The sequence below is a fragment of the Pseudomonas sp. Xaverov 83 genome, assembly GCF_019352905.1.
Classification (GTDB): domain Bacteria; phylum Pseudomonadota; class Gammaproteobacteria; order Pseudomonadales; family Pseudomonadaceae; genus Aquipseudomonas; species Aquipseudomonas yamanorum.
Genome location: NZ_JAAAFU010000016.1, coordinates 1 through 24,898, shown reverse-complemented (window position 1 = coordinate 24,898; position 24,898 = coordinate 1). Strand labels below are relative to the sequence as shown.

The following is a 24,898-nucleotide window of genomic DNA, read 5'->3' as shown; positions in this document are numbered from 1 at the left end:
GCTACACCTCCTTTTGGCCGGGCTTGCACCCGGCCTTTTTTATTCAGGCGTAACGCAGGGCGCCGACCCACCGCTGGTTGAATGCTATTCGCCCGGGCCCGGCAATCAGGATGCTGGTGAAAATGATCAACAGCAGCCAGCCAAACTGCCCTTCGAGCAGTGTCCATTGCGGATGCACCACCAGCATGGCGATCAGCAGCACACTCAGGATCGGCAGGCAGGCCAGGCGCACCAGCACCCCGGCGATGATCAACAGCGGGCACAGCACTTCGGCGAAAATCGCCAGCAACAGTGTCACGCTCGCCCCCAGGTGGAAGGGATCCTCGATCACCTTCAACTGTTCACCATAATCCAGCAGCTTGGGCAGGCCATGGACCCACAGCAGGAACAAGCCCCCGCTGACTCGCAAAAACAGCAGCCCTAAATCCCGTGCTCCGTCATCCCGTAGTAATGCGTTCATAAGCGACCTGTTCCCGTGACGTTTTACCGACGTTTTTACGCCGGAACCGGAGCCGATTGTGCGGCCACGGACGCCTCGGAAATTGCAGCGTTGTGCTGACCTGGGACCTTACTCACCCGTGTCGGCAAACCCGGCGACGATCTCATCGATCACCACCCGCACCCGCGCGGTGTGCCGCAGGTCGGCATGGGTCACCAGCCACACATCGTAGGGTAACGGCCGCGTACGGTCCGGCCACAGCCGCACCAGACCGTCCCGCTCGCCGGTAATCAGCGGAATTTCACCGATGCCCAGGCCCGCAGCGATGGACCGGCGCACCAGCAGGCTGGAACTCATGGCCGCAACGATGCGCCCGCGCCCCAGCGGCTCGGAGACCAGGGTCAGGTCTTTTTGGCTTTGCAGGTGTGGCTGGTACACCACCAGATCGTGTCCTTCGAACAGGCTGCCAGGCTGCGGTGCGCCGTGGCGGTCGATATACGCCTGCGAGGCAAATAGCCCCACCGGCCAGCGGGCGATGCGCCGGGCGATAAGGTCGGGGTTGTCCGGGCGAGTGTTGCGCACGGCGATGTCGGCTTCGCGCTTGGCCAGGCTCAGGATCTGGGTCGAAGCGTCCATCTGCACCCGCACGTCAGGGCGCGCGTCGTGCAGCCGGGCGATGGCCGGGATCAAGAAGTCGATGGCCAGGGAGTCGGTGGTGGTCACCCGCACGGTGCCGGTCAGACGGTCGTCCAGGCCCTGGACCTGACGTTCCAGGTCAATGGCCGAACGCTCCATTTTCTCCACTGATTGCAAGGCGGCCTCACCCACGGCTGTCAGCGCATAGCCTTCGGAGGTGCGCAAAAACAACGTCGCGTTCAACGACTTTTCCAGGGCATTGACCCGCCGCCCCACGGTGGCTTGATCCACCCCCAGCACCCGCGCGGCACCGCGTAATGTGGACTCGCGGCACACCGCGAGAAATACCCGGGCATCGTCCCAGTTCATGATTTCCCCCTTTTGATGCATCTATGCATCACTGTGACGTGTAATCGCAGCATTATTGCATCACTTATCCCGGATATGCTGGGCGCCAGAGAAAATCCTCCGGATCGCCAGCCTGCTGAACCGCCCGGTACCGGGCGCGGTCCCAACCCATACGTTCATTGCTACAGGTGCGCTCAAATGAATCTGCCCCACGAAATGACCCTGATCGAAATCACTAGCCCCGGCGGCCCCGAGGTTCTGCAACCGCGCCAGGAGCCCATGCCTGTTGCCGGCCCCGGCGAAGTACTGATCCGCGTGCACGCCGCCGGCGTCAATCGCCCGGACGCCCTGCAACGCGCCGGCACCTACCCGATGAAACCCGGCATGAGCCCGTTCCCCGGGCTGGAAGTGGCCGGTGTGGTGGTCGCGCTGGGCGAAGGCGTCAACGAGTACGCATTGGGCGACAAGGTCTGCGCCCTGACCAATGGCGGCGGGTATGCACAGTACTGCGCGGTACCCGCCAGCCAGACCTTGCCGGTTCCCGATGGTCTGGACTGGATTCAGGCGGCAGCGATTCCGGAGACCTTCTTCACTGTGTGGGCCAACCTGTTCGGCATCGGCGGCGCGCATAAAGACCAGCGCGTACTGATCCACGGCGGCACCAGCGGCATCGGCACCACCGCGCTGATGCTGTGCCGCGAGTTTGGTATCGAAGCCTTCGCCACCGCCGGCAGTGCAGAAAAATGCGCCACCATCCGCGAACTGGGGGCCGAACCGATCAACTACCGGGAACAGGATTTCGCCCAGGTCATCGCTGACAAAACCGCTGGCGAGGGCGTCAACGTGATCCTCGACATCATGGGTGGCTCCTACCTGAACAACAACATCAGCGCCCTGGCCATGGAGGGTCGGCTGGTGATGCTGGGCTTCCTGGGCGGCGCACGCGCCAAGGACATCGACCTGCTGGCGATCCTCGGCAAACGCGCGATCGTGACCGGCTCGTTGCTGCGCTCGCGCACCCGGGAAGAAAAAGCCGCGATTGCCGCACAGCTGCGCGAACACGTGTGGCCGGTGCTGTCGGCCGGGCGTTGCCTGCCGATGATCGATGAGGTGTATGCCTATACCGACGCCGCGAAGGCCCATGCGCGGATGGAAGGTGGTGACCATATCGGCAAGATTGTGTTGCGGGTGGACTGAAAAAAACGCTGCGGGTCAGGCCTGGGGTTTCAACAGGGCCTGATACGCTTGCGCCTCGGCGAACAACCACTCGGAAAACTCTCGCTGCTTGTTCGCCGCACGCTCCCGCGGCGGCCACACCAGCCAATACGGATAAGGGTACGGTGCGGTGATTTCACTCAACTGCACTAACTCACCGCGCCCAATGGCGTCCTGCACCAGGCTGCGCCGATCCAGCGCGATGCCCTGCCCCAGCCGCACCGCCTCCAGCACCAGGTTCGAATCGTTGCTGCACAGGCCTTGGCGCTCCACAGCCATTTCCACACCCGCCGCCTGGCACCAGGGCAACCAGGATTCGGTGCTGTGAATAATCCGGCTCGCGATGATCTGCGCGGGCGTGCGCGGCAGTTGCCCGCCATTGAAGTGCGGCGCCGCGACTACCACCACTTCGTCATGAAACAGTAACGCCTGTTCCACCCCCTCCCAATCGCCTTTGCCCATGCGAATGCCGATATCCACCGACTCCTGATGCAGGTTGGAAACCGTCAGGCTGGCTTGCAGGCGGATGTTGATGTCCGGGTAACGCTGCTGAAACGCCGGCAGCCTGGGGATCAACCAGGCGCGGGCAAACGAGGGGATGACGGCTACCACCAGTTCGCCCATTTTCGGCTGGGCCTGGATTGTCCGGGTGGCGTGCTCGATGTCCGCCAACGCCTGGCGGATTTGCAGCGCGTACAAGCGGCCATCCTCGCTGACACGCAGCCCGCGACCTTCACGCACAAACAGGGTAAGGCCGACCATCTCCTCCAGCGCCTTGATCTGCTGGCTGATCGCCGAGTGGGTGACGTGCAATTCCTTGGCGGCCAGGGTCACGCTCCCGAGCCTGGAAGTGGCTTCGAAACTACGCAGTGCGGCCAGGGGTGGGAAAGCGTTCATGTAAGCGCGGCTAACCTTTCGTGATAAAAAAGATCGATATTGCAGGGATGGATGCCCCGATAAAGTAATCTGAATTTAACACTGCGGTAAATGGAGGCTACATGAAACTGGTCGGCATGATGGACTCGCCCTACGTGCGCCGCGTGGCAATTTCCCTGGAGCTTTATGGTGTCGCGTTTGAACACCAGTCACTGTCGGTGTTCAGCACCTTCGACGAGTTCTCCAGGATCAACCCGGTGGTCAAGGCCCCGACACTGGTGCTCGACGACGGTACGGTGCTGATGGATTCCGGCCTGATCCTCGAATACCTGGAAGCCCTGGCGCCGGCTGACAAAAAGCTGTTGCCCCAGCAAGCAGTGGCACTTGCCCGGGATCTGCAAGTGATCGGCCTGGCGCTGGCCGCGTGCGAAAAGACCGTGCAGATCGTCTACGAACATCACCTGCGGCCTGCCGAAAAACTTCACCAGCCGTGGATCGACCGTGTGACCGGGCAACTGCTGGCCGCTTATTCGTTATTGGAGACGCTGGTGGCCGAGCGCGACAGCGACACGCCGCTGAACCAGGCGAGTCTGACGGTGGCGGTCGCCTGGTCCTTCACCCAGCTCAAGATAGCCGACGTCGTGAAGGCCGATGCGTTCCCGCACTTGCAGCGCCATGCGGCACGTGCGGAACAGCATTCGGCGTTTCACAAGTACCCGACCGAGTAGCCGCGTTTACCCGGCGTACACCGGATAATCGGTAAAGCCCACTTCCGTGCCGCCATACAGGCCGGCAGCGTTCAACGGGTTCAGCGGCCAACCGTTGAGCAGGCGCTGAGGCAAGTCGGGGTTGGCAATGTATGGCCGGCCAAATGCAATCAGGTCCGCCAGCCCCGCCTCTACCAGTCGTACGCCGCGCTCTGCGGTGTAGCGGCCGGCGTAGATGATGCGACCGGTGAAGGTGTCGCGCATAGCCCGGCGGAACGACTCGGGCAATTCCGGCGCGTTGTCCCAGTCAGCCTCGGCGATGGACACGTAGGCGATGCCGGCCGCCTCAAGCACCTTGATCGCCTCAATGTAGGTGTGATGCGGATCTTCCTCGACCAGGCCGATGTAAACCCGGTCCTGGTCAGTGCCACTGAACAACGGCGCAAAGCGCACACCCAGGCGTTCCGGGCCGACCACTTCAGCCACCGCCTCGACGATTTCCCGCAAAAAACGCAGGCGATTGTGCAGCGAGCCACCGTATTCATCGTCGCGCTGGTTGGAATGCGCCGAAATGAACTGGTTCACCAGATAGCCGTTGGCCGAATGAATCTCCACGCCATCGAACCCGGCGGCCAACGCGTTTTTTGCAGCCTGGGCATACAGCCCCACCAGCTCCTTGACCTCTGCGGTAGTCAAGGCGCGGGGCACTGGTGGCTGCACCAACTCACCGGTACCGGGCCCGGTTGCAACGAATGCCTTGGCTTGCTGCGGCTGGATCGCCGACGGCGCGATGGGGGCTGCGCCGTCAGGTTGCAGGTCGTGATGGGACACGCGGCCCACGTGCCAAAGCTGGGCGAAGATCACACCGCCTTCGGCATGCACGGCATCGGTCACGGTGCGCCAGCCGTCGATTTGCTCCGGCGTGTAGATGCCCGGAGTCCAGGCATAACCCTGGCCGCGAGGCTCGATCTGCGTGCCTTCGCTGACCATAAAGCCGGCGGTGGCGCGCTGGCGGTAATAGAGCGCCATCAAGTCCGTGGCGATATCACCGGGCTGGGCACTTCGCTGGCGGGTCAGTGGCGGCAGGACGATGCGGTTTTTCAGGGTGTGGTGCCCCAATTTGATCGGGGTACCTAAAGCGCTGTTACTCATGATGGGGGTTCCAGAAGCGAATTTCGGGCGTGCAGAAGTGGCCGGCTCCCGCTCGGGGGAGCCGCCAACCACTTACTTTGGGGGGATTTAGCGGGTTACGCGGTCAGCTTCAACAGCGCTTTGGCGACGTCGCTGGAACTGGCAGGATTCTGCCCGGTGACCAGCAGGCCATCTTCAATCACAAAGGACTGCCAATCGGCACCCTTTTCATACTTGCCGCCCAGTGCCTTGAAATCGTCCTCGATCAGGAACGGCACTACGTCGGTCAGGCCAACCGCGGCTTCTTCGGAGTTGGAGAAGCCGGTGACGCGTCGACCCTTGACCAGCGGTTCGCCGTTGACGGCCTTGACGTGACGCAAGGCGCCCGGGGCATGGCACACAAAGCCAATCGGCTTGCCGGCACGCTCGAAGGCTTCGATCAGGGCGATGGAGATTTTCGACTCTGCCAGGTCCCACAGCGGGCCATGGCCGCCTGGGTAGAAGACGGTGTCGAAGTCGTCAGCGTTGACCGAGTCCAGCTTCAGCGTGGTGGCCAGGGCCTGCTGTGCCGCCGGGTCGGTGGCGAAGCGGCGGGTCTGGTCGGTTTGCGAATCCGGCAGGTCGCTGACCGGATCCAACGGCGGCTGACCACCGGCTGGCGAGGCCAGGGTCACGTCGGCCCCGGCGTCCTTGAACGCGTAGTAGGGAGCAGCAAATTCTTCGAGCCAGAACCCGGTCTTGCGGCCGGTGTTGCCAAGCTGGTCGTGAGAAGTCAAAACCATCAATACTTTCATGTGCCAGTGCCTCGGGGTGATGTGGGGTGGAATGGAGTGAAGCTTAGGAGCCGGGTCAACACCGCACAATGTCATGTCCGCAAGGATTCCGGACATTGCGCCAAGCCGGTTGCCGTTTACCGGTTACACGCCGACAATCACCGCTCCGCGCCCCTTGGAGAGATGAGATGCACAGCATTGCGCTGATGGTTTACCCGAACTTTCAATCCCTCAGCCTTAGCCTGGGCTCGGTGTTCGAGTGCGCGAATCTGCTGCGGGGCGAGCAGGCCTATGAGTTTCACCTTGTGTCGGAGAGTGGCGGCCCGATCATGACGTCCCAGGGGTTCTCGGTGAACAGCACACCGATCCGGCCCGAGGGTTATGACACATTGATCGTCAGCGGCTACCTGGAGTTCCAACTGCCTGATGCCAACCTGCTGAGGCTGGTCCAGGCGGCCTCCAAGCAGTCCCGACGGATTGCGTCGCTGTGCATGGGCATCTTCGTGCTGGCCGAAGCCGGGTTGCTCGAGGGCAAGCGCGCCACCACCCACTGGCTGCATGCGCCGGCGTTCGCCAAGCGTTACCCGCAGATTCGCCTGGAAGAAGACAAACTGTTCGTCGTCGACGGCCAGATCTGGACCGGCGCCGGCATGAGCGCCGGGGTGGACCTGGCGCTGGCGATGGTGGAGAACGACCTGGGCAGCGACCTTGCCCGTCGCATCGCGCGCAAGCTGGTGATTGCCCAGCGGCGTGGCAGCGAACAGTCGCAATTGTCGGCGCTGCTGGAACTGGACCCCAAATCCGACCGCGTGCAGCTGGCCCTGGCCTACGCTCGGGAGAATCTGACTCACGACCTTTCAGTCGAAGCGCTGGCGGCCGTGGCGCGCCTCAGCCCGCGCCAGTTCAGTCGGGTGTTTCGCGAGGAGACCGGGCAAACCCCGGCCAAGGCCATCGAATCCCTGCGAGTAGAAGCTGCGCGGGCGATGATGGAAACCAGTCGCCATCCGGTGGAAGTGGTCGCCCGCGAGACCGGGTTCGGTGATCGCGAGCGCATGCGCCAGGCGTTCCTGCGCGCATTCGGGCAGCCGCCTCAGGCGATGCAGGCGGCGCTGTTCAGTGCAGGGGCTGGTGCAGCGTTTAGCTGAGGCCTCAGTGCAGCGCCGCCCGGGTCACGAGGAAGCTCAGCAGGTTCGGCTCATCATCCAGCTCAATGGCCTGCACCGGACGGGGCAGGTTATCCAATACCGTGCGCCAGAACGCCTGGCTCACTTCATCCTGATCATAGAAACGCACCAGCCAGTTCGCCTCGCCACTGCTCAATACCTGAGTAGCGATGGCGCGGCCGATGCCCTTGCGGCGGTAGCGTTTCAAGATGAACAGGTCAGCCAGTTCCAGCGCATCAATCCCCGGCAATTCGCTGCCTTCAATCAGCAGGAAGCCGGCGATATAGCCGTCCACCAGCAGTAGGTTGGCACTCCACTGCGGGTCTTCCCAATAGCGGGCCAGGTGCTCCTCATGGATGTAGAAGCGGCCGTCCACCTCGACGTCTTCCTGTTCCCAGTCCGAGGACTCGTAGGCGTAGAACTGGTAAAGGTTGGCGATCAGCGCGGCGTGTTCCGGGCCGGCCTCGATCAATTCGACGGTGGTATCGGGGATTGCAGGCATGGGCATCTCGGCAAAAAAACAGGGCGCCATTGTCAACAAAGCCACAGGCAATGCCAATACACCGGCGAAGCTTTCTGTTGGCTGAACCGATCGCGCTTTTCTCTTGTCAACGACAAAATCATTACAAAGTTAGACTAAACTCCGCAGCACTTCCCTCCCCTCGTTTTCAGGATAAGTACTTTGACAAACGTCTGCACCAGCGGCCTCGATGTCGGCTTTGCATCCCTGGATTACCTGCAAATCGGCATCCTGGGCATCATTCAGGGCATCACCGAATTGCTGCCCGTGTCTTCCACCGCCCACATGCGCATCGTGCCCGCCCTGCTCGGCTGGCCGGATCCCGGCTCGGCGTTTTCCGCGGCCATGCAGCTGGCCGCACTGGCGGCGGTGGTCAGTTACTTCTGGAAGGATGTGCGCCAGGTCACCGTGGGCAGCATCAGCGCGGTGCGCCAGGGCGACTACAACAACCAGTGGTTCAAGCTGGCGGTGGCGATTGTGCTGGCGACTATTCCGATTGGTATAGCCGGGATTGCCTTGTCGTCGACGCTCAACTCGTGCAACTCGCCGTTGCGCGGGCTGATGGTGATCGGGATTTCCTGCCTGGTGATGGCGGTGCTGCTGGCCGCGGCTGAACTCAGCGCAAGGCATAAGCGCACGGTGGGCGAAATGCGTCTGCGGGATGCGCTGATTGTCGGCATTGCGCAAATCGGCGCGCTGATTCCGGGGGTTTCCCGCTCGGGTTCAACCCTGACCGCCGCACTGTTCCTCAACTTCAAGCGTGAAGAAGCGGCGCGATTTTCGTTCCTGCTGGGCTTGCCGGCGATCGCCCTGGCGGGATTGAAGGAGCTGTGGGTGTTGTTCCACGCCGACCTTCCGGCCCATGCCTGGCCGCACCTGATCTTTGGCCTGGTGGTCGCCAGTGTCTCGGCGTTCTTCGCGATCTGGGGCCTGATGAAGTTCCTGGAGCGGTTCTCCACCTGGCCGTTCGTGATCTACCGTGCGGTGCTGGGGGTGTTCCTGATTGTGGCGGTGAGCACCGGGTTGTTGGCTTAAGGCACGCGGTCGGCCAGTTCCTCGAGCAAATCCGCTGATGGTATGAAGAACAGGCCGCCGGTGACCGCCGTGCTGAAGTCCAGCAGGCGGTCATAGTTGCCGGCCGGTCGACCGACAAACATGTTCTCCAGCATCAACTCCAACGGCTCCGGCGAGCGTGCGTAGCCGATGAAGTACGTACCGAACTCCCCGGCGCCTGGACGGCCAAAGGGCATATTGTCCCGCAGGATCTTCACTTCCTCGCCGTCCTTGGTGATGGTGGTCAGCGCACTGTGGGAGTTGGTCGGCTTGGCCGCGTCGTCGAGTTCGATGTCCGACAGCTTCGTACGCCCGATCACCCGCTCTTGAGCCTCGACTGACAATGCGTTCCAGGCCGTCATGTTGTGCAGGTACTTCTGCACCAACACATAGCTGCCGCCGCTGAAGTCCGGGTCCTCATCACCGACAATGGTGAAGCCCACCGCCTTGCGCCCGACCGGGTTCTCGGTACCGTCGACAAAACCGATGATGCTGCGCATGTCGAAGTAACGGAAACCCTGGACCTCGTCCACCACCGTCACCGCATCGCCCAACGCCGCCATCAACTGCGTAGCCAGCTCAAAACACAGGTCCATCTGATCGGCACGGATGTGCAGCAGGATATCCCCCGGCGTAGCGGGTGCCAGACGACCTGCCACGCCCACTTCCTTGAACGGATGCAGCGCTGCAGGGCGCGGGCTGCCGAACAGCGCGTCCCAGGCCTTGGAGCCAAAACCTGCAACACAGGACAGGTTGCCCGCCGGCACACGCTTACCGACTGAACGCACCAGGCCGGCAATATCGGCGCACCAACTGCGTACCGCCTCCGCCGAGTCGCTGCCGGGAGCCAGGGTGGCGACCATGAAAATGGCGCTGCTGGTGATCGGGCTGCAGACGGATTGAGGTTCAAGGTTTGGATCGGTTGGGGTTGTCATTGAGAGGTCCACGGGTGGCGGTCGATATTTCAACGAACGCAGATTAGCAGACAGAAGAAGGACGGTCGCGGCTCAGCGCTTAGAGGGTGGTCCCGCCTGCCGGGCTACAACGCCCGGCATTCAATCCTCAGCAATTGAGGGCCTTGTTCGTGGCTCTCAAGTACCACCGGCAAAAACCGCTGGATCACCGCCATGTTGCTCTGCAGGTGCTCGGTCATCCGCGGCGTGGTGAAACTGCCGCCGCCCGCGAGCGCCATCGGCAGCAATAGCTGGTCGGCCAGATGCTCGGCGGCGACCGCTTCGCTGGCAAGCCACTCGAGCGCCTGCTCGATGGCCTGATCGGCCACCGCCTCTGCGCGCAACCTGGCCTGGCCAAATGCGCTGAACACTTCGGTGACGTGCGCATGAGCATATTCCAACAACAGGACATTGCCTGGCCCGTGCTCCGCGTCAAGGTTCACCGCGTGCAACTGCTCTTGCTTGATCGTCAGCCGCTGACGAACACGCTCCAGCTCACGCTCGGCCACATGAACAGGCAACCCGGCACTCAGTGTGGTGGCTCGAGAGCCCCGCAACTCACCCCGCTCTGTGAGGTGCAACGGCATCAATGTGCTCGGATGTATAAACGCCACAAGCTCGCCACCGCCCGCCGGTACAAAACCGTGACGCACCAGTGTCAGTTCCACTCTGGCGCCCATCCGCCGCAATTGCGGCAACCAGGCGCGTTCAAGAAAATCCACCGGAGGCGCCATCGGATTGTGGGTGCCTCCGCAAATGCTGACGCGACTGGCTTGCGGCGCCAGCAGCAATGCCGGCAACACTGTCTGCAATACCAGGGTGCAACTGCCGGCCGTGCCGATAGAAAATTTATAGTCCCCGCCCTGAATCAGTCCAGGCTCGAACAGCAACGCCTGGGAACCCAGCTCGGCGCCTTCGACCCGGGCGCCACATACCTGGGCAGCGGCCAGAACCGCCGTCAGGTGCTGACGCAGCAGCCCTGGCCGACTGCGCCTGGCACGAATATTTTTAATCCGCAGCGTGCGCCCCGTCACCATCGACAGGCTCAAGCCACTGCGCAACACCTGGCCGCCGCCCATGGCGCCGTCCAACTCGATCACATCCTGGTCCATAACCATTCCTTATGCGTAGTGCTTTACCGTTTCCCTCAGGTAGTGGTCCAGCAAGTGCGTGTGTTCCTGGGTACGTGGCAATTTGGGGACTTCGCGCTCCAGCTCTGCCGAGATAAACCGGTGCAATGCCGGGCGCCTGGGTCCATACGCCGCTTCCCCGGCATTACGTTTCAGGGCCAGCAACGTCGCCACTTCATCCAGCAAGAGTGGGTCCGTGACCGTCGACAACAGGTCGGCAAATGTCATCGGTGGCCGTCCGAGCCCAAGGTCGATCCAGCGCACCGCCAGCAACGGCCGCAGCACATAGAAGTACTTTTTGAAGCGCACCGTGTCGCCTTGCAGGTACCCACGAAAGGTCTTCCTGGCCATCGACAAATAGTGACTGCGGGCCGCAGGCGGGCTGTAGAACGCTTCCGCCAGGGCCTGCAGGCGCGAGGTCGCAGGCGTCTCGCTGCGATACACCAGCGGCGAATCGAGCCACTCCAGCAGCGTCGGGTTGGATTTACGCAGCAGACCGAGGGTCTTGCGCAACTCCCAGCCGCTGATATCCAGCTCGTCGTCCAGCGGGCGTTCGATCACGTCCCGTGGCGTATCCACCTGGACAAACCAGTCCGGCTTTTCCACATAGACGAAACGCACGTCGTAATCACTGTCGGTGGACGCAAAGCCCCAGGCACGACTGCCGGATTCACAGGCATACAGCACCGTAACGTTTCGCTCACGCTCTATGCGCTCCAGCTCAAGCAAGACCCGTTCGCGCATGGCGAGACTGAGGGGGTGACCGTCGTCTTGTTCCCTATTCATGTTTAACGCTCCTGTACAACCATCAAATTCCAGACTTTATCCCTTCACGCACACCACCTGACGCAAGGTGTGCAGCACTTCCACCAGCTCGCGCTGGGCGTGCATGACTTGGTCGATATCCTTGTAGGCCATCGGAATCTCATCGATTACCGAGGCGTCCTTGCGGCATTCCACGTGGGCCGTTGCCCGAACCTGGTCGGCCACCGTGAAGGTGTTTTTGGCCTTGGTACGGCTCATGGTCCGGCCAGCACCATGGCTGCAGGAGCAGAACGACTCTTCGTTACCCAGCCCCCGCACGATGAAACTTTTCGCGCCCATCGAGCCGGGAATAATCCCCAGCTCACCCTTCTTTGCCGACACCGCACCCTTGCGAGTGACCAGAATGTCCTCACCGAAATGCCGCTCTTTTTGCACATAGTTGTGGTGGCAGTTCACCGCCTCCAGCGCCACTTCAAACGGTTTGTGGATCACCTTGCGCGTCGCCTCAACCACCGCCCGCATCATCATCTCGCGGTTCTGACGGGCAAAATCCTGGGCCCAGCCGACCGCCTCCACATAGTCATCGAAGTGCTGGCTGCCTTCCTCGAAGTAAGCCAGGTCGCGATCCGGCAGGTTGGCGATGTGCTGACGCATGTCCTGTTGAGCCAACTGGATAAACAGGTTACCGATAGCGTTGCCGACGCCACGGGAGCCGCTGTGCAACATGAACCAGACCCGGTTGGCTTCATCCAGGCAGACTTCGACAAAGTGGTTACCCGATCCTAGCGTCCCCAAGTGTTGGCGGTTGTTAGTGTTCTTCAGTTTCGGGTACTTGTCGGTGATCGTTTTGAAGCGTGGCTGCAACGCCGCCCAAGCCTGGTCGGCCTGCTGCGGAACAGTGTCCCAGGCACCCTTGTCACGCCCGTTACGGCCACTGGTGCGACCATGGGGCACCGCCGCCTCGATCGCGCAGCGCAGGCCGTGGAGGTTATCCGGCAGGTCGGCGGCAGTCAGCGAGGTACGTGCGGCAATCATGCCGCAGCCGATATCCACGCCAACCGCGGCTGGGATAATCGCGCCCACGGTGGGGATCACGCTGCCAATGGTCGAGCCCTTGCCCAGATGCACATCCGGCATCACCGCAAGGTGTTTGAAAATGAACGGCATCTTCGCCGTGTTCATCAATTGCTGGCGCGCCTCTGGCTCAACCGGTACCCCTTGGGTCCAGAGTTTGATGGGCTTGCCGTTGGCAACTTCCAGCAGTTGGTAGGTCTTCTCTTGCATGATCTCGATTCTTTTTGTATGTGCCGCAGGCGCGGCGTTTCAAGTAAACAGACGGCGACAAAAGAGGGGGGAAACATGCGGCACGCTCTCCCGCTGAGCTACAGTCTTGCGACTGGCGGGACTCGAACCCGCGACCATTCCGTACTGTAGTTTCACCGGCATTCGCCGAGGCAATCGTAATAAGGTGGCACGACAAAAAGTGTGACTGAGCGCCGGAACATACCGGCTTACCATAGATGTACAGCCACAGGCATTCGTGCCTTCACCGGCGCTGACAAGGGTCTGACGAGACGTCTTGGATGTAGTCCCGTCGGCATTCAGCGCCGGTGAAATCAAACGTCTACTGCTTCAATCGCCTGCACCCAATGTTGCGCACCGTAGCGCCCTTCGGCGAACTGCGCGACCACATCAAATACCGCATCACTGAAGCCTCCCACATTCAAAATATCCTGGCGGTCTGCCGCCTGCGTGGTTGCACCGGGCTGCATATCGATACACACCAACCGCGCTTGCGGGTTGACCTGCTTGATCAACGCCCACTGACGCATGGTTTCGGTACCACGTTGGCGCCTTGCGTCAATCCACGACTCGTTGTCGGACACCAGGATCAGCGTGTCCACTTTCATTTTGGCGCTGGCTATTTTCGCCAGCGGCGCCGAGCAGTTAGTCCCGCCTCCGCCGATGGCTGCCAGCTTCTGCGCATTGCTCATCACACTGTCACGCGGGTTGAGGCGGATATCCACCACATGGTTTTCAAACGGCATCAAGCGTGCGTCTGGCTGCTTGCGCAAGATCGCCGCGCCGATCAAGGCCGCCACATCTATGCAACGTACAGCGCTGGTGGCGCCCTCGCGATACCCGGTGACCGGGTTGTGCATCGAGCCCGACACATCAGGGCAAACCACCACCGAACCTTGCAACACCGGCACGTTGGCCAGGGACAACTCGAGGGCGTCCTGCAGGGCTTCACGCACACAGGCCGGTACGTCATCCCCCGCCATTCGATACGCCGCCAGCAACTGGTACGGGTAAACCCGCGCCTTGGCGATCGCCTCTGCATCAGCCAACCGCGCCGCTACTTGCCATGCGAACCCTGGCACCTCGAACGCGCCTTGGCGTGCAAAGGTATTAAGGTTCATGCGCAGGGCCTGCCAACCCATGTTATCGGCCTGGGCAGCCCATTGTTCTTTGCTGAGCTTCTCGTTCCCCAGCAACTGGAACGGTACTGCCGGCACTTCAGTGGTGGAACCACTACGGAAGGCGAGCAAAGCCCGCGTCAACTCCGGCAAGGCTTGTACGTCCACCGGCCGCCCGATCAACCAGGCGAAGAACGCTTCACGCCATGGTTCAGTGGGCTTGGGGTGAACCATTTTCACCACATCCGCCAACGACGGCTGATTACCGACTGACGCCTGCAGAAGCTGACGCTCCGTCGCCGTGTTCAACCAGTTCTGCACCAGGCGCTTGGGCTGCGAGCCCAGGGACTTGCGCCCCGTCACACCGCTGCGCAGGATTTGCACGAAGTTGCGCAACATCTTGCCGCTGTCCACCACCTGCTCGAACACCTGCGGCACCATCACCGAACGCTGCGCCACCAATGCGGCCAACAGCAGCGCGGGCATGTCTTTCATGTGGCCTTGGCGGCGGGCATAGCACGCAACCTTGGCGACATAGCGGCTGTCCAGCTCGCTGGCCAACTGCAACACGCTCTCCAGCTGGCTTTCTGCCGAGGCGTGGAAGGTCTGGTTCAGGCAACCGGTGACTGCCAACTGGGCCAGCTTGTGCTTGGCGCTGTAGGCATAAGCCGGTACCCGTGTGGCGTTCAAGGTGTCGCATGCAGGCAGTTTCGCCTGCTGGGTGTTAAAGATCTGGGAGTTGGCCATCGCGGCGTCTCGCTCTGTTGTGGGTTCCGTTGCGAGAGTTATTGCAGCTGCCATGCCAGTTTTTTATTTCCGCCGTTAAATATTTTTATCTATTTGTTTTATATGAATATTTTTAATTTAAATAACTAATCGACTCGACTGCGATGACATTCCCATCAGAAATTACTTATCCTTACATATCGCCATCTATATTTTGGTATCGCCATGATTCAAAAGCGCACGGTCGCCATAGGTTTTATCGGTTCAACCCTGGACCGGGTCGGCAAAGGCGCCAACCGCTGGAACCATTGGCGGCCCAGCGTGGGCCTCTGCCAGCAGCAGGAAGTACTGATTGATCGCCTGGAGCTGATTCACGGCGTCGACGCACGAGACGTCAGCCTGGCTCAGCGGGTACGCGACGACATCCTGCAGGTATCGCCGGAAACCGAGGTGCGGCTGCACCCCATGCACCTGAAGAACCCCTGGGATTTCGAGGAGGTGTACGGCGCTCTGCACGACTTCACCACCAGCTACCGCTTCGATACCGACCACGAGGACTACCTGGTCCACATCACGACCGGCACCCACGTTGCGCAAATCTGCTGGTTCCTGCTGACGGAAGCGCGCTACCTGCCAGCCCGCTTGATCCAGACGTCCCCGGCTCGCCGCCGCAACGAAGAGGAGCGTGCCACCGGCACCCATGCGCTGATCGACCTCGACCTGTCGCGCTACGACCGCATCGCATCGCGCTTCGCCCACAAGCGCCTGGAAAGCCTGGCCTTCCTCAAATCCGGAATCGCCACACGCAACCCGGCCTTCAACCGCTCCATCGAACAGATCGAACGCGTGGCCGTGCGCTCCAAGGCGCCGATGCTGCTGATCGGCCCTACCGGTGCCGGCAAGTCATTCCTCGCGCGGCGCATCTACGAACTCAAGCGCAGCCGGCATCAGGTCCAGGGGCGTTTTGTTGAAGTGAACTGCGCCACCTTGCGCGGCGATGGCGCGATGTCGGCTCTGTTCGGCCATATCAAAGGCGCCTTCACCGGCGCCCAGAACGCTCGCGATGGTTTGCTGCGCGCGGCAGATGGCGGCATGTTGTTCCTGGATGAGATCGGCGAGCTTGGGCTCGACGAACAGGCGATGCTGCTCAAGGCCGTCGAAGAGAAACGCTTTTTTCCCCTCGGTGGCGACCAGGAAGTCACCAGCGACTTCCTGATCATCGCAGGCACCCACCGCGACCTGCGCGGCCGCGTCGCCGAAGGGCTGTTCCGCGAAGACCTGTACGCCCGGATCAACCTCTGGACCTTCGACCTGCCGGGCCTGGCCGGGCGTCGTGAAGACATCGAACCGAACATCGACTTCGAACTGGAACGCCATGCCCGCGAACAAGGCCAAGTGGTGCGCTTCAACCTCGAAGCCCGGCGGCGCTACCTCGCCTTTGCCTGCTCCAGCGAAGCGGCCTGGCTGGGCAACTTTCGCGAACTGTCTGCCTCCATCACGCGCATGGCCACCCTGGCGGACAGCGGGCGCATCGACGAAAACCAGACCCAGGAAGAGATCGACCGACTGCGTCACGCCTGGGGCCTGGCGTCGCCGCAAAACGATTGGCTGTCACGCCTGGGCGTCGATACCGAACTGGACCTGTTCGACCAGTTGCAACTCAACGCCGTGATCGAAACATGCCTCCAGTCCGACAGCATTTCCGATGCCGGACGACGCCTGTTCGGTGTTTCCCGACAAGCCAAGGCGCAACCAAACGATGCCGACCGACTACGCAAATACCTGGCGAGGTTTTCGATTGAGTGGAAACAGTTGGCGGAGTTGAAGGGCTGACGGATACCTAGAGCGCAGCAGCCTGGCCTTGTGCCGCCTGAAACAACGCATCGGCAGTCTCCTGAATTTCTTCACGCTGCCACACCTTGCCCAACCACTCGATTGGAATGCCCTGCACGCCGTAATACGCACCAGCCAACTGACCCACGATCGCCGCAGTAGTGTCGGCGTCATCCCCCAGGTTTGCCGCAGCCAGCACGGCCTCGGCAAAGCTGTTGGTGTGATAAAAACACCATAGCGCAGCTTCAAGCGAAGCCACCGCGTAACCAGAACCAACGATGTCGCTGCGCGCCTTATCGAGGTAGTGCCCATCAGCAATGTCCACAACTTTGGGTTCGCTCAAGTCCAGATAGTCAACCTTTAGTACCTGCGCTTTCGAATCCCCACGCAGCGCATTGGAAATACACTCCGCCAGCACCAGGCAGCACTCAATCGCCTCCAACGCGCCATGAGTAGTGCGGGAACTGTCGACGGTAAACTCCCGCAAGCGCTCGGCTTCAGGGAAACAGAACAGCACCACCGGGGCCAGGCGCATCATTGACCCGTTACCCGCCGAGTACGGGTCGGTGGAGCCCGCGAACGGATCGCCTGTGTGCTGATACTTCGTCAATGCATCACGAACGGTTGTGCCGATATCGAAACACTCCCCCGTAGCACTCAGGTAGCCCCACTTCCACCAGTTCAAATAACGCCCCATCTGATCGGCAGCGTCGAAACCATTCTTGCGCAGCAGGCTTTCGGCCAGACACAGCGCCATGGAAGTGTCATCCGTCCACTGACCAGGCAAAAGCTGGAACGGTCCACCCCCCACCATATCAGTGACCGGGGCAAACGACCCACGGCGCATGAACTCAACCGTAGTCCCTACTGCATCACCACAGGCCAGCCCAAGCAGGCTGCCGCGATAACGGTCTGAAAGCATCATCAACACCACTCCTTTGCACAAATAACACCCTAACCGCAGAACCATACCGGAGCTTTCTGTTCTGTGGGTCATTGCGCATTTCTACGGGAAATTTCCTACTCAAGCACTCCCCTCCCCCAGCCTCCCGATGGTAGTGTGTGAAATTGTTTCTGACCTTCTGATCAGACATTTCTCACTCACTCCCTGCAAAGGAATGCCCTCAGCAATGGATTTTTCCCTCAAGCAACTGGCCGTAGCCACCCTGATGGCCGCCAGCCTTTCGGTGTTCACCACCCAAGCGCAAGCCAACCTCACCCCGCAACAGAACGCGATCATCCTGAAGACCTTCAGCGATGCTTCGGTGAAGGATTTCAGGCAGTTTCTCGGCAGCCTGGCCAAGAGTGACGTGGCGAAGAGCGACAACCTCGGCCCGGCCATCAGCGCGTTCCTCGACAACAAGGACCTGACCGCCGACCAGCAGAATGAAATCCATCGCCTGCTGGGCCTGTATGCGCGAGTGAAGTACGGCGCTGCCGCCACTGAAACCCTGCGCGAACTGGTGGAGATCCCGACCTTCCAAGTGGCCGGCGTGGCCCAGCACGACAACCCCGAGTTCATCAAGATCGCCGCCAAGATCAAGAGCCTGGCCGAGTCGTTCAACCTGAACTTCCGCAATATCGATAACCGTGTCTATGAGATCTCCCTGGAAGGCAGCGGCGATGAAGTCGTCGGCATCCATGCTCACGCCGATGTGGTACCGGTAACCCCGGAAAACTGGGTGCTCAAGGACGGCACCAAGCTCGATCCGTTCAAGGTCACGCTGATTGGCGATCGCATGTATGGCCGCGGCACCGAGGACGACAAGAACGGCATCGTGGCAGCGATGTATGCGATGAAGGTGATCAAGGAAGAGAAGCTGCCACTGGCACGCAATTTCAAGCTGCTGGTGGACACCACCGAGGAAACCTCCGGCGACGCAATCCCGTACTACTTCGAACACAACCCAACGCCCAACTACAACCTGGCGCTGGATGGCGGCTACCCGGTGGTGATCGCCGAGAAAGGCTACGGCACGGTCATGGCCAAGTTCCCCAAGCGCAAGGCTGAAGGCAAAGGCGCAGAAATCATCTCGATGACCGGCGGCAAGGCCACCAACCAGATTCCATCGGCGTCGGTGGTGACATTGCTCAGCGACAAGCCTGCCGAACTCGCCGCCAGCCTGCAAAAGGCCGGTAGCGAATACGCCAAGCGCAATGGCGGCGACTTTGAAGTAGCGGCCAAGGTGGTCGGCAAGGACGTCCAACTGACCGTCACCGGCGTGTCCGCCCACTCCTCCGAGCCGGAATCCGGGGTGAACCCGGTGGCCCGGATGCTCGATTTCCTCAACAGCCTCGACGGCAAAGTCACGCTCAAGCACAACCAGTTCACCGACGCCGCGCGTTATGCCGCCAACAACTGGGGCCTGGATTACCTGGGCGGCAAACTGGGTGTGGGCTTCTCCGATGCGTTCATGGGGCCGCTGACCACCTCGCTGACCTATGTGGGTGAGGATGACAAAGCCTTCAAGCTGGCAGTCAACCTGCGGGTGCCAAAAGGCAAGTCGCCGGAAGCGCTCAAGGCTGAAATTGCTGACAAGCTGGCTGCGTGGACCAAGAAGAGCCACGTAGCCGTGAGCTTCGACTACTCGATCGCCGAGCCGATGTACCGCAACCCTGAAGGCGAGTGGGTCAAGGCGCTGTTGGCGGTGGCCAGCGAGAACCTGGGCATGGAACACAAGTACGGCACTTCCGCCGGTGCGACCTCGGTGCATGAGCTGCCTAATGGCGTGCAATTCGGCCTGGCGCGGCCGGAGGTCAAGTACACCGGCCACACCGACAGCGAGTTCAAGACCGTCGACCAGTTCCTGCTGGACCTGCAGATTGTCACCGAAATGATGGGCCGCATCGGGCAACTGCCGAAGCTCTGACCCTGCGCTCGGACCCGCCGTCCTGGCGGGTCCACTAGGCGATACGCCACCCCTTCGACGCCCGCCGCTGTGCCAGGAACCGGGCATAGCGCCCCTGGCGGGCCGTCAGTTGTTCAGGCGTGCCGTGCTCTACGATCCGGCCCTCTTCAAGCACCACGATCTGGTCGGCCATCACCACCGTCGACAGCTGATGCGCGATCACGATCAACGTGCACGTGCCGCGCAAGCGTGCCAGGGTTTCGGCGATGACCGCCTGGTTCTCGGCGTCCAATGCAGCCGTAGCTTCGTCCACCAACAGGATCGGCGCGCCCTTGACCAGCGCCCGGGCGATCGCAACACGCTGGCGCTCGCCACCGGACAGGCGTGCCCCGCCCTCGCCCACGGTGGTCGACAGGCCCATGGGCAGGCGCTCGATGATTTCTTGCACGCCGGCCTGTCGCGCGGCCTTCAATACTTGCGCATCGCTGGCATCGGGCTTGCCGAGGCGAATGTTGTCGGCGACGCTGCCCTGGAACAGGTAGGTGTCCTGGAAAATCTGGCTGATCTGCGCGTTGAGTTGCTCGCCGGACATCTGTCGCACATCCACGTCACCGATACACACCTGGCCCTGGCTGACCTCGAAAAATCGCGCGACCAACCGCAAGAGCGTGGTCTTGCCGGAGCCGGATTCCCCTACGAGTGCGGTCATGCTGCCAGGCTCAATACGCAGGTTCACGCCGCGCAACACGTCCCGAGGACTACCCGGGTGACGAAAGCTGACGTCGCACAATTCCACGGAGGCATCCCGCGGACACTGCGGCGCGCTTGGCTCCTTCATCGGCAATGCCGCAAGGATCTCGCGCACCGCCTCAAGTTGCATCCCGGCCCCGCGCAACGTCTCGCCATAGCCAGCCACCTCCAGCAGCGGGTCAACGAAGCGGCTGACCAGCAACAGCGAGACCATCACCGCGATCACCGAACCCACGTACAAGGCATTCCCCAGGTAGGCGTCAAGCCACAACGCGGCGGCGATCAACAAGGCGGCGAACACCACCTGCACCAACCACATATTCAGCAGTACCGAGGTTGCAGACAGCAGGATCAGGCGTGCCCCTGTCGCGTGTTGCTGTTCAATCGCCCGCTGCAGGAACACCGAGCTACCGCCGCCACTGAACGCACGCAACACCGATTGCGATTGGGCGAACTCCAGCATGCGTTGGCTGGTGTCGGCCGAACTGCGCTGGAACGCTCGGTCGGCACGCCGGCCCAGCCGCGCGCTGAACCAGAACGCAGCACCGAGAATCGGCAATGCCAACAGGGCGATCAGGCCCATTTTCCAGTTCAACACAAACAACGCCAGCACCAGCACCAACGGCGTCACCACGCCGCTGAGCACCGGGGTAAATACATGGGCCGGCAGTTGGGCCACGGTCATCATGCCCTGGGTCACCACCTGGTTGAGCCGCGCGGTGTTATCCGGCGTAAACCAGCCGACGGGCAGCCCGGCCACATGATCGCCAATCCGCTGGCGACCGCCTTGCAGCACCGCCACGCCCACCGCGACGCCAGCCTTTTCAACTTCCCGTCGCGTAGCCCAACACGTCGCCACCGCCGCCAGAAACACCACCAGCCACAACGCGGCTTCGGCAAGATCACCGTTGAGCATATCGGTCAGTACCGGCACCAGCGCAGCGATGGTCAGCCCACAGAGCGCGCCGTAGAACACCACCTTTCCCACATAGCGACGCAAGACTGGCCCGTCGTCGCCCGACAGTTCGATAAAGGTTTTCAGCATGTCGGCAGCACCTGTTCGCGGGTCTGTTTGTAGCCGCCCGACGCCCACAGGCGCGCGTAGCGGCCCTCCTGCGCGATCAGTCGGGGATGGTTGCCCTGTTCAACGATGCGGCCGTTTTCCAGCACGATGATGTGGTCGGCGTGCATCACGGTGTCGAGGCGGTGGGCGATCACCAGCAGCGTGCGCCCTTGGGCAACGCGTGACAGCGCGTCCTGGATCGCCACCTCGTTCCCGGCATCGGCGGCGGCCGTGGGTTCATCCAGTACCAGCACCGGCGGCGCCAGCAATACCGCGCGGGCGATGCTGATGCGCTGCTGCTCACCGCCGGACAACTGCGCGTCCTCGCCGATCACCGAGGCGTAGCCCCGTGGCAAGCCGATGATGCATTCGTGGATATTCGCGGCCCGGGCGGCCGCTTCGATTTCCTTGCGGCTCGCGCTGGGCCGGCCGAGGGCGATGTTTTCCGCAATGCTGGCGTGGACCAGGCGCACCTCTTGCAACACGAAGCCAATCAGGTTGTAGAGCTGCGAGGTCTCGATCTGCCGCAGGTCGACGCCGCCCAGGGTGATACGCCCCTCGGTCGGGTCAAAAAAGCGCAGCAGCAGGCGCGCCAGGGTCGACTTGCCCGAGCCCGAAGCGCCGACAATGGCGGTGACGGTACCGGGCTTGAGGGTCAAGCTGATGTTCGACAGTACCGGGTTCTGCGGGTCGTAGGCGTACCCGAGGTTTTCCACGCGCACCTCGGCGTCCTTGGGCAGCCGCTCGGAACCCGGTTCCACCTGTGCCAGCACCGGTGTCGCCAGCAGTGCCTGTACACGCTCGGCGGCGCCAACGGCGTTGTTCAGGTCGTGAGTGATGTAACTCAGCAGCATCAGCGGCGCACAAATACCCGGCGCGACAATGGCGAACGGCAGCACCTCTACGGCGCTGATCCAGCCCAGGCTGATAAACACCAGGCCGAACGTCAGCACCGTTGCCAGCACCGTCACCGGGGCGATCATTGCATTGGCGTTGGCCATCGTCCCCACCAGCGGCCGGGTGAATTCAACGAAGGCTTTGCTGAAATCATCCACCGCTTTGCGGTAGCTTGCGTGGGCCTTGCCGATGGCACCGAAGGCCTTGACCACCGGAATGCCGTTGACGAACTCGACGACTGCGTTATTGACCCGGGTCATGCGTTCGACAAAGGCCTGCCTGGTGCGGCCGCTGGCGTTCATCGCACGATTGAAGAACAGGAAGAACCCCGGAAACGGCAACAGCGATACCAGCGCCATGCGCCAGTCGACCGAGAACAGATACACCGCCGACAACAACACTGCCCCGGCGCAACGCCCGGCGGTGGTATAGAAATGCGCAGTCAGGCTGTGCAGGGTACCGATGTCGTCCTGCATCGCCTGCTTGACCTCGCCCGACGCCCGCTCGGTGAACCAGCCCAGCGGCACCTGGCTCAGTCGCTGGGCGATTGCCAGGCGCAGGTGGCGAGTGATGTGGTTGTCGGCCAGGTGCGCGACCGTCTCCGCAACCGTCATCAACAGCAGGCCCGCGAACAGGCTCGCCAGGCTGACACAGAGGGTCAACCACACCTCGCCCGACGCCTGGGCCATGGACGGCCAGCCGAGGGCGACCCTGGCGATATGCACGATGCCGCCCAGCGGCACCAACGTCAGCATACTGCCCACACCGGCCAGCAGTGCCGCAGCGATCAGTCGCCCGCGCACCGGCCGCAACACTTGCGAGACCGCGCCCCGCCCCCTGGGTTTGGCCGCAGCCACATCCTTGTTACTCATGAAGTCTCCCTGACTGAATGAGCCTTTGCTCGCCCTTATCTTATCTTCCGAACGAGCCGCCAAAACCCTCAATCAAACCTCAAGTTTTTTTCAGGCAGGGGCACGTACTGTCACCCAATAGCGGGTGCGCCTCACCACTTGTATCGGCAACGCGGCGGCCAGGTTGTTCAGGGCCAGGTCGGTATTGTCCAGGTGCAACACGCCGCTGACCCGCAGCATCGCCACCTCCGGCGCACAGCGCAGCACTCCGGGGCGGTAGCGCGCCAGCTCGGCGATCAGCTCGTCGAGCCGGGTACCATCAGCCACCAACAGCCCCTTGACCCAGGCGATGCTGCGGTCAGTCACCGCCGCAGTCGGGTGCACCTTGTCCCTGGAAACCGTGGCACCTTGCCCCGCCTCCACTCGCACCGCTGGGCCATGGTCCGGCTGCACGTGTACGGCGCCCTCAAGCACTGCCAACTGACAGCTGTCGTCGCATTGGCGGACGCTGAAGCGCGTGCCCAGGGCCTGAAACACACCTTGGCGACTCTGCACCCGAAACGGTCGAGATGACGGCGCGGTAGTGATGAAGACCTCGCCGGCCCGCAACCGTACCAGGCGTTGGCGGTCGTCGAATTGCACGTCAATCGCCGAGGCCGAGCCCAACACCAGGCGGGTACCGTCGGGCAATACGACTTCGCGAATTTCGCCAGTGCGGGTGCTGTGGCCGGCACTTGCCAGTTGCCAGGCGTCGGTGCGGCGCACGCCGTAGGTGAGGCCACCGGCTGCTACCAACAGGCCCAGCAGGCGCAGGGTGCTCCGGCGATCGGGGGAGTCGGGAGCGTCGGGTTCGGCCAGGCTGTGCCTGGCTACTGCGGCGGGGACGCTGTTGAGTTTTTGCTCGAAGCCCAGCAGGCGTGTCCAGGCCAGTTCGTGATGGGGGTGTTCGGCACGCCAGCGCAGGCAGTTGGCGTGGTCTTGGGCGCTGGCGTCATCGGCCCACAGGCGGGCCATCCAGGCGGTGGCGCGCTCGATAATATCGGGGGCGATTGGCTGTTCGGTCGACATCGCCGTGGGTCAGCCGTGCAGGGTCTGGTAGCAGGCCAGCAGGCCGGCGGCGATGTATTTTTCCACCGAGGAGACGGAGACGTGCAGCTCGGCGGCGATCTCGCGGTAGCTCAGGCCGTCGAGTTTGCACAGCAACAGGGCCTGGCGTGCCTTGGGTGGCAGGTTGTGCAGGGCGGCGTCGATTTCGATCAGGGCTTCGATGGCCAGGGCGCGGGTTTCTTCATCGGGGGCGCAGGGTTCGGGCAAGAGGGTCAGGGCTTGCAGGTAGGCGGATTCGATCTGGCGACGGCGGTAGAGGTCGATGACCAGGCCGTTGGCGATTTGGGTCAGGTGGCGGCGGGATTCGCCGGTGGGGGGGAGTTGGCCCTTGCGCATGAGTTGCAGGTAGACGTCGTGGGCCAGGTCGGCGGCGTCGAATGCATTGCCCAGCTTGCGCCTTAGTACGGTGCGCAGCCAGCTGTTGTGGTCGACGTATAGGGTTTCAACCTGGCGTTGAAAGGCGAACTGTCCGATGTTCACAAACCTCTCCTTTTACCCAATGGGCCCGGGGGCATTGGGGTTTTGGTAATGGTTGGCAAGACTATCGGCTCTGGGGCGTGGGTGCAATGTGGAGGGGCTGGGCGGGGTGGTGTGTGCATATCCGTTATTTGGGTGACGGCTGATATTGGTTCCGCTCTTACAGCGGCTCACTTTTGAACAGCGCAAAAGTAAGCAAAACGCTCTTGCCCCACC

Annotated in this window: 22 protein-coding genes; 6 read left to right on the top strand and 16 right to left on the bottom strand. The window is 62.0% G+C overall.

Annotated features, from left to right (window positions below; genetic code table 11):
* Positions 1–43: 43 nt before the first annotated feature.
* Both K0H47_RS07175 and K0H47_RS07170 read right to left on the bottom strand, forming a co-directional pair.
* Positions 44–460 (bottom strand): DoxX family protein, encoded by a 417-nt coding sequence (locus tag K0H47_RS07175; protein ID WP_201142610.1) that lies wholly within the window; start codon positions 458–460, stop codon positions 44–46.
* Positions 461–568: 108 nt separating this feature from the next.
* A complete protein-coding gene (locus tag K0H47_RS07170; RefSeq protein ID WP_219272278.1) occupies positions 569–1,444 on the bottom strand; it encodes a LysR family transcriptional regulator in 876 nt (291 codons plus the stop codon).
* 177 nt (positions 1,445–1,621) lie between these two features.
* On the opposite strand from K0H47_RS07170, the gene K0H47_RS07165 reads away from it, so the two are divergent.
* Positions 1,622–2,620, top strand: coding sequence for an NAD(P)H-quinone oxidoreductase (locus K0H47_RS07165; protein WP_093208619.1), 999 nt, complete (start codon positions 1,622–1,624; stop codon positions 2,618–2,620).
* Between the two features lie 15 nt (positions 2,621–2,635).
* Here K0H47_RS07165 and gcvA read toward each other — a convergent pair whose 3' ends face one another.
* On the bottom strand, positions 2,636–3,535 hold the full coding sequence (gcvA, locus tag K0H47_RS07160) for a transcriptional regulator GcvA (RefSeq protein ID WP_201142612.1): 900 nt from the start codon (positions 3,533–3,535) through the stop codon (positions 2,636–2,638).
* A 101-nt stretch (positions 3,536–3,636) separates the two neighbouring features.
* Between gcvA and K0H47_RS07155 the strand changes: the two genes are divergently transcribed.
* Complete coding sequence (locus tag K0H47_RS07155) at positions 3,637–4,242, top strand: glutathione S-transferase (protein WP_219272276.1); 606 nt, start codon at positions 3,637–3,639, stop codon at positions 4,240–4,242.
* Between the two features lie 6 nt (positions 4,243–4,248).
* On the opposite strand, the gene K0H47_RS07150 is transcribed toward K0H47_RS07155, so the two are convergent.
* Positions 4,249–5,373, bottom strand: coding sequence for an alkene reductase (locus K0H47_RS07150; RefSeq protein ID WP_219272275.1), 1,125 nt, complete (start codon positions 5,371–5,373; stop codon positions 4,249–4,251).
* Between the two features lie 95 nt (positions 5,374–5,468).
* The gene (locus K0H47_RS07145) at positions 5,469–6,146 is read right to left on the bottom strand and encodes a type 1 glutamine amidotransferase domain-containing protein (protein WP_201142614.1); all 678 of its coding nucleotides are present in this window, start codon (positions 6,144–6,146) and stop codon (positions 5,469–5,471) included.
* Positions 6,147–6,313: 167 nt separating this feature from the next.
* Here K0H47_RS07145 and K0H47_RS07140 point away from each other — a divergent pair, with 167 nt between their 5' ends.
* Positions 6,314–7,270, top strand: coding sequence for a GlxA family transcriptional regulator (locus K0H47_RS07140; protein WP_063029087.1), 957 nt, complete (start codon positions 6,314–6,316; stop codon positions 7,268–7,270).
* Positions 7,271–7,274: 4 nt separating this feature from the next.
* Here the strand turns inward: K0H47_RS07140 and K0H47_RS07135 are convergent, their stop codons facing one another.
* On the bottom strand, positions 7,275–7,790 hold the full coding sequence (locus K0H47_RS07135; protein WP_081253123.1) for a GNAT family N-acetyltransferase: 516 nt from the start codon (positions 7,788–7,790) through the stop codon (positions 7,275–7,277).
* 180 nt (positions 7,791–7,970) lie between these two features.
* On the opposite strand from K0H47_RS07135, the gene K0H47_RS07130 reads away from it, so the two are divergent.
* Positions 7,971–8,843, top strand: coding sequence for an undecaprenyl-diphosphate phosphatase (locus K0H47_RS07130; protein WP_093208602.1), 873 nt, complete (start codon positions 7,971–7,973; stop codon positions 8,841–8,843).
* Here K0H47_RS07130 and K0H47_RS07125 read toward each other — a convergent pair.
* From K0H47_RS07125 to K0H47_RS07105, 5 genes are all read right to left on the bottom strand, one after another.
* Positions 8,840–9,796 (bottom strand): Dyp-type peroxidase, encoded by a 957-nt coding sequence (locus K0H47_RS07125; RefSeq protein ID WP_219272273.1) that lies wholly within the window; start codon positions 9,794–9,796, stop codon positions 8,840–8,842. The two genes, K0H47_RS07130 and K0H47_RS07125, sit on opposite strands and share 4 nt — an antisense overlap.
* Before the next feature lie 104 nt (positions 9,797–9,900).
* On the bottom strand, positions 9,901–10,926 hold the full coding sequence (gene rtcA / locus K0H47_RS07120; RefSeq protein WP_063029084.1) for an RNA 3'-terminal phosphate cyclase: 1,026 nt from the start codon (positions 10,924–10,926) through the stop codon (positions 9,901–9,903).
* Positions 10,927–10,935: 9 nt separating this feature from the next.
* Positions 10,936–11,730 (bottom strand): nucleotidyltransferase domain-containing protein, encoded by a 795-nt coding sequence (locus K0H47_RS07115; protein ID WP_063029082.1) that lies wholly within the window; start codon positions 11,728–11,730, stop codon positions 10,936–10,938.
* Positions 11,731–11,766: 36 nt separating this feature from the next.
* Entirely contained in the window at positions 11,767–12,993 is a 1,227-nt protein-coding gene (locus K0H47_RS07110; protein WP_063029080.1) for an RtcB family protein, read from the bottom strand.
* A 332-nt stretch (positions 12,994–13,325) separates the two neighbouring features.
* Positions 13,326–14,876: a TROVE domain-containing protein gene (locus K0H47_RS07105; RefSeq protein WP_063029078.1), complete on the bottom strand. Its 1,551-nt coding sequence runs from the start codon at positions 14,874–14,876 to the stop codon at positions 13,326–13,328.
* 204 nt (positions 14,877–15,080) lie between these two features.
* Here K0H47_RS07105 and rtcR point away from each other — a divergent pair, with 204 nt between their 5' ends.
* Positions 15,081–16,688 (top strand): RNA repair transcriptional activator RtcR, encoded by a 1,608-nt coding sequence (rtcR, locus tag K0H47_RS07100; RefSeq protein WP_177027082.1) that lies wholly within the window; start codon positions 15,081–15,083, stop codon positions 16,686–16,688.
* Positions 16,689–16,695: 7 nt separating this feature from the next.
* Here the strand turns inward: rtcR and K0H47_RS07095 are convergent, their stop codons facing one another.
* Complete coding sequence (locus K0H47_RS07095; RefSeq protein ID WP_081253122.1) at positions 16,696–17,613, bottom strand: ADP-ribosylglycohydrolase family protein; 918 nt, start codon at positions 17,611–17,613, stop codon at positions 16,696–16,698.
* A gap of 205 nt (positions 17,614–17,818) precedes the next feature.
* Here K0H47_RS07095 and K0H47_RS07090 point away from each other — a divergent pair, with 205 nt between their 5' ends.
* The gene (locus K0H47_RS07090; RefSeq protein WP_219272271.1) at positions 17,819–19,558 is read left to right on the top strand and encodes a dipeptidase; all 1,740 of its coding nucleotides are present in this window, start codon (positions 17,819–17,821) and stop codon (positions 19,556–19,558) included.
* Between the two features lie 34 nt (positions 19,559–19,592).
* Here K0H47_RS07090 and K0H47_RS07085 read toward each other — a convergent pair whose 3' ends face one another.
* From K0H47_RS07085 to K0H47_RS07070, 4 genes are all read right to left on the bottom strand, one after another.
* Positions 19,593–21,332 (bottom strand): ABC transporter ATP-binding protein, encoded by a 1,740-nt coding sequence (locus K0H47_RS07085; RefSeq protein ID WP_219272270.1) that lies wholly within the window; start codon positions 21,330–21,332, stop codon positions 19,593–19,595.
* The gene (locus K0H47_RS07080) at positions 21,326–23,119 is read right to left on the bottom strand and encodes an ABC transporter ATP-binding protein (RefSeq protein ID WP_219272268.1); all 1,794 of its coding nucleotides are present in this window, start codon (positions 23,117–23,119) and stop codon (positions 21,326–21,328) included. The genes K0H47_RS07085 and K0H47_RS07080 overlap by 7 nt, the downstream gene beginning before the upstream one ends.
* A gap of 90 nt (positions 23,120–23,209) precedes the next feature.
* Positions 23,210–24,166 (bottom strand): FecR domain-containing protein, encoded by a 957-nt coding sequence (locus K0H47_RS07075; protein ID WP_063029067.1) that lies wholly within the window; start codon positions 24,164–24,166, stop codon positions 23,210–23,212.
* A 9-nt stretch (positions 24,167–24,175) separates the two neighbouring features.
* The gene (locus K0H47_RS07070) at positions 24,176–24,685 is read right to left on the bottom strand and encodes a sigma-70 family RNA polymerase sigma factor (RefSeq protein WP_219272266.1); all 510 of its coding nucleotides are present in this window, start codon (positions 24,683–24,685) and stop codon (positions 24,176–24,178) included.
* Positions 24,686–24,898 lie beyond the last annotated feature (213 nt).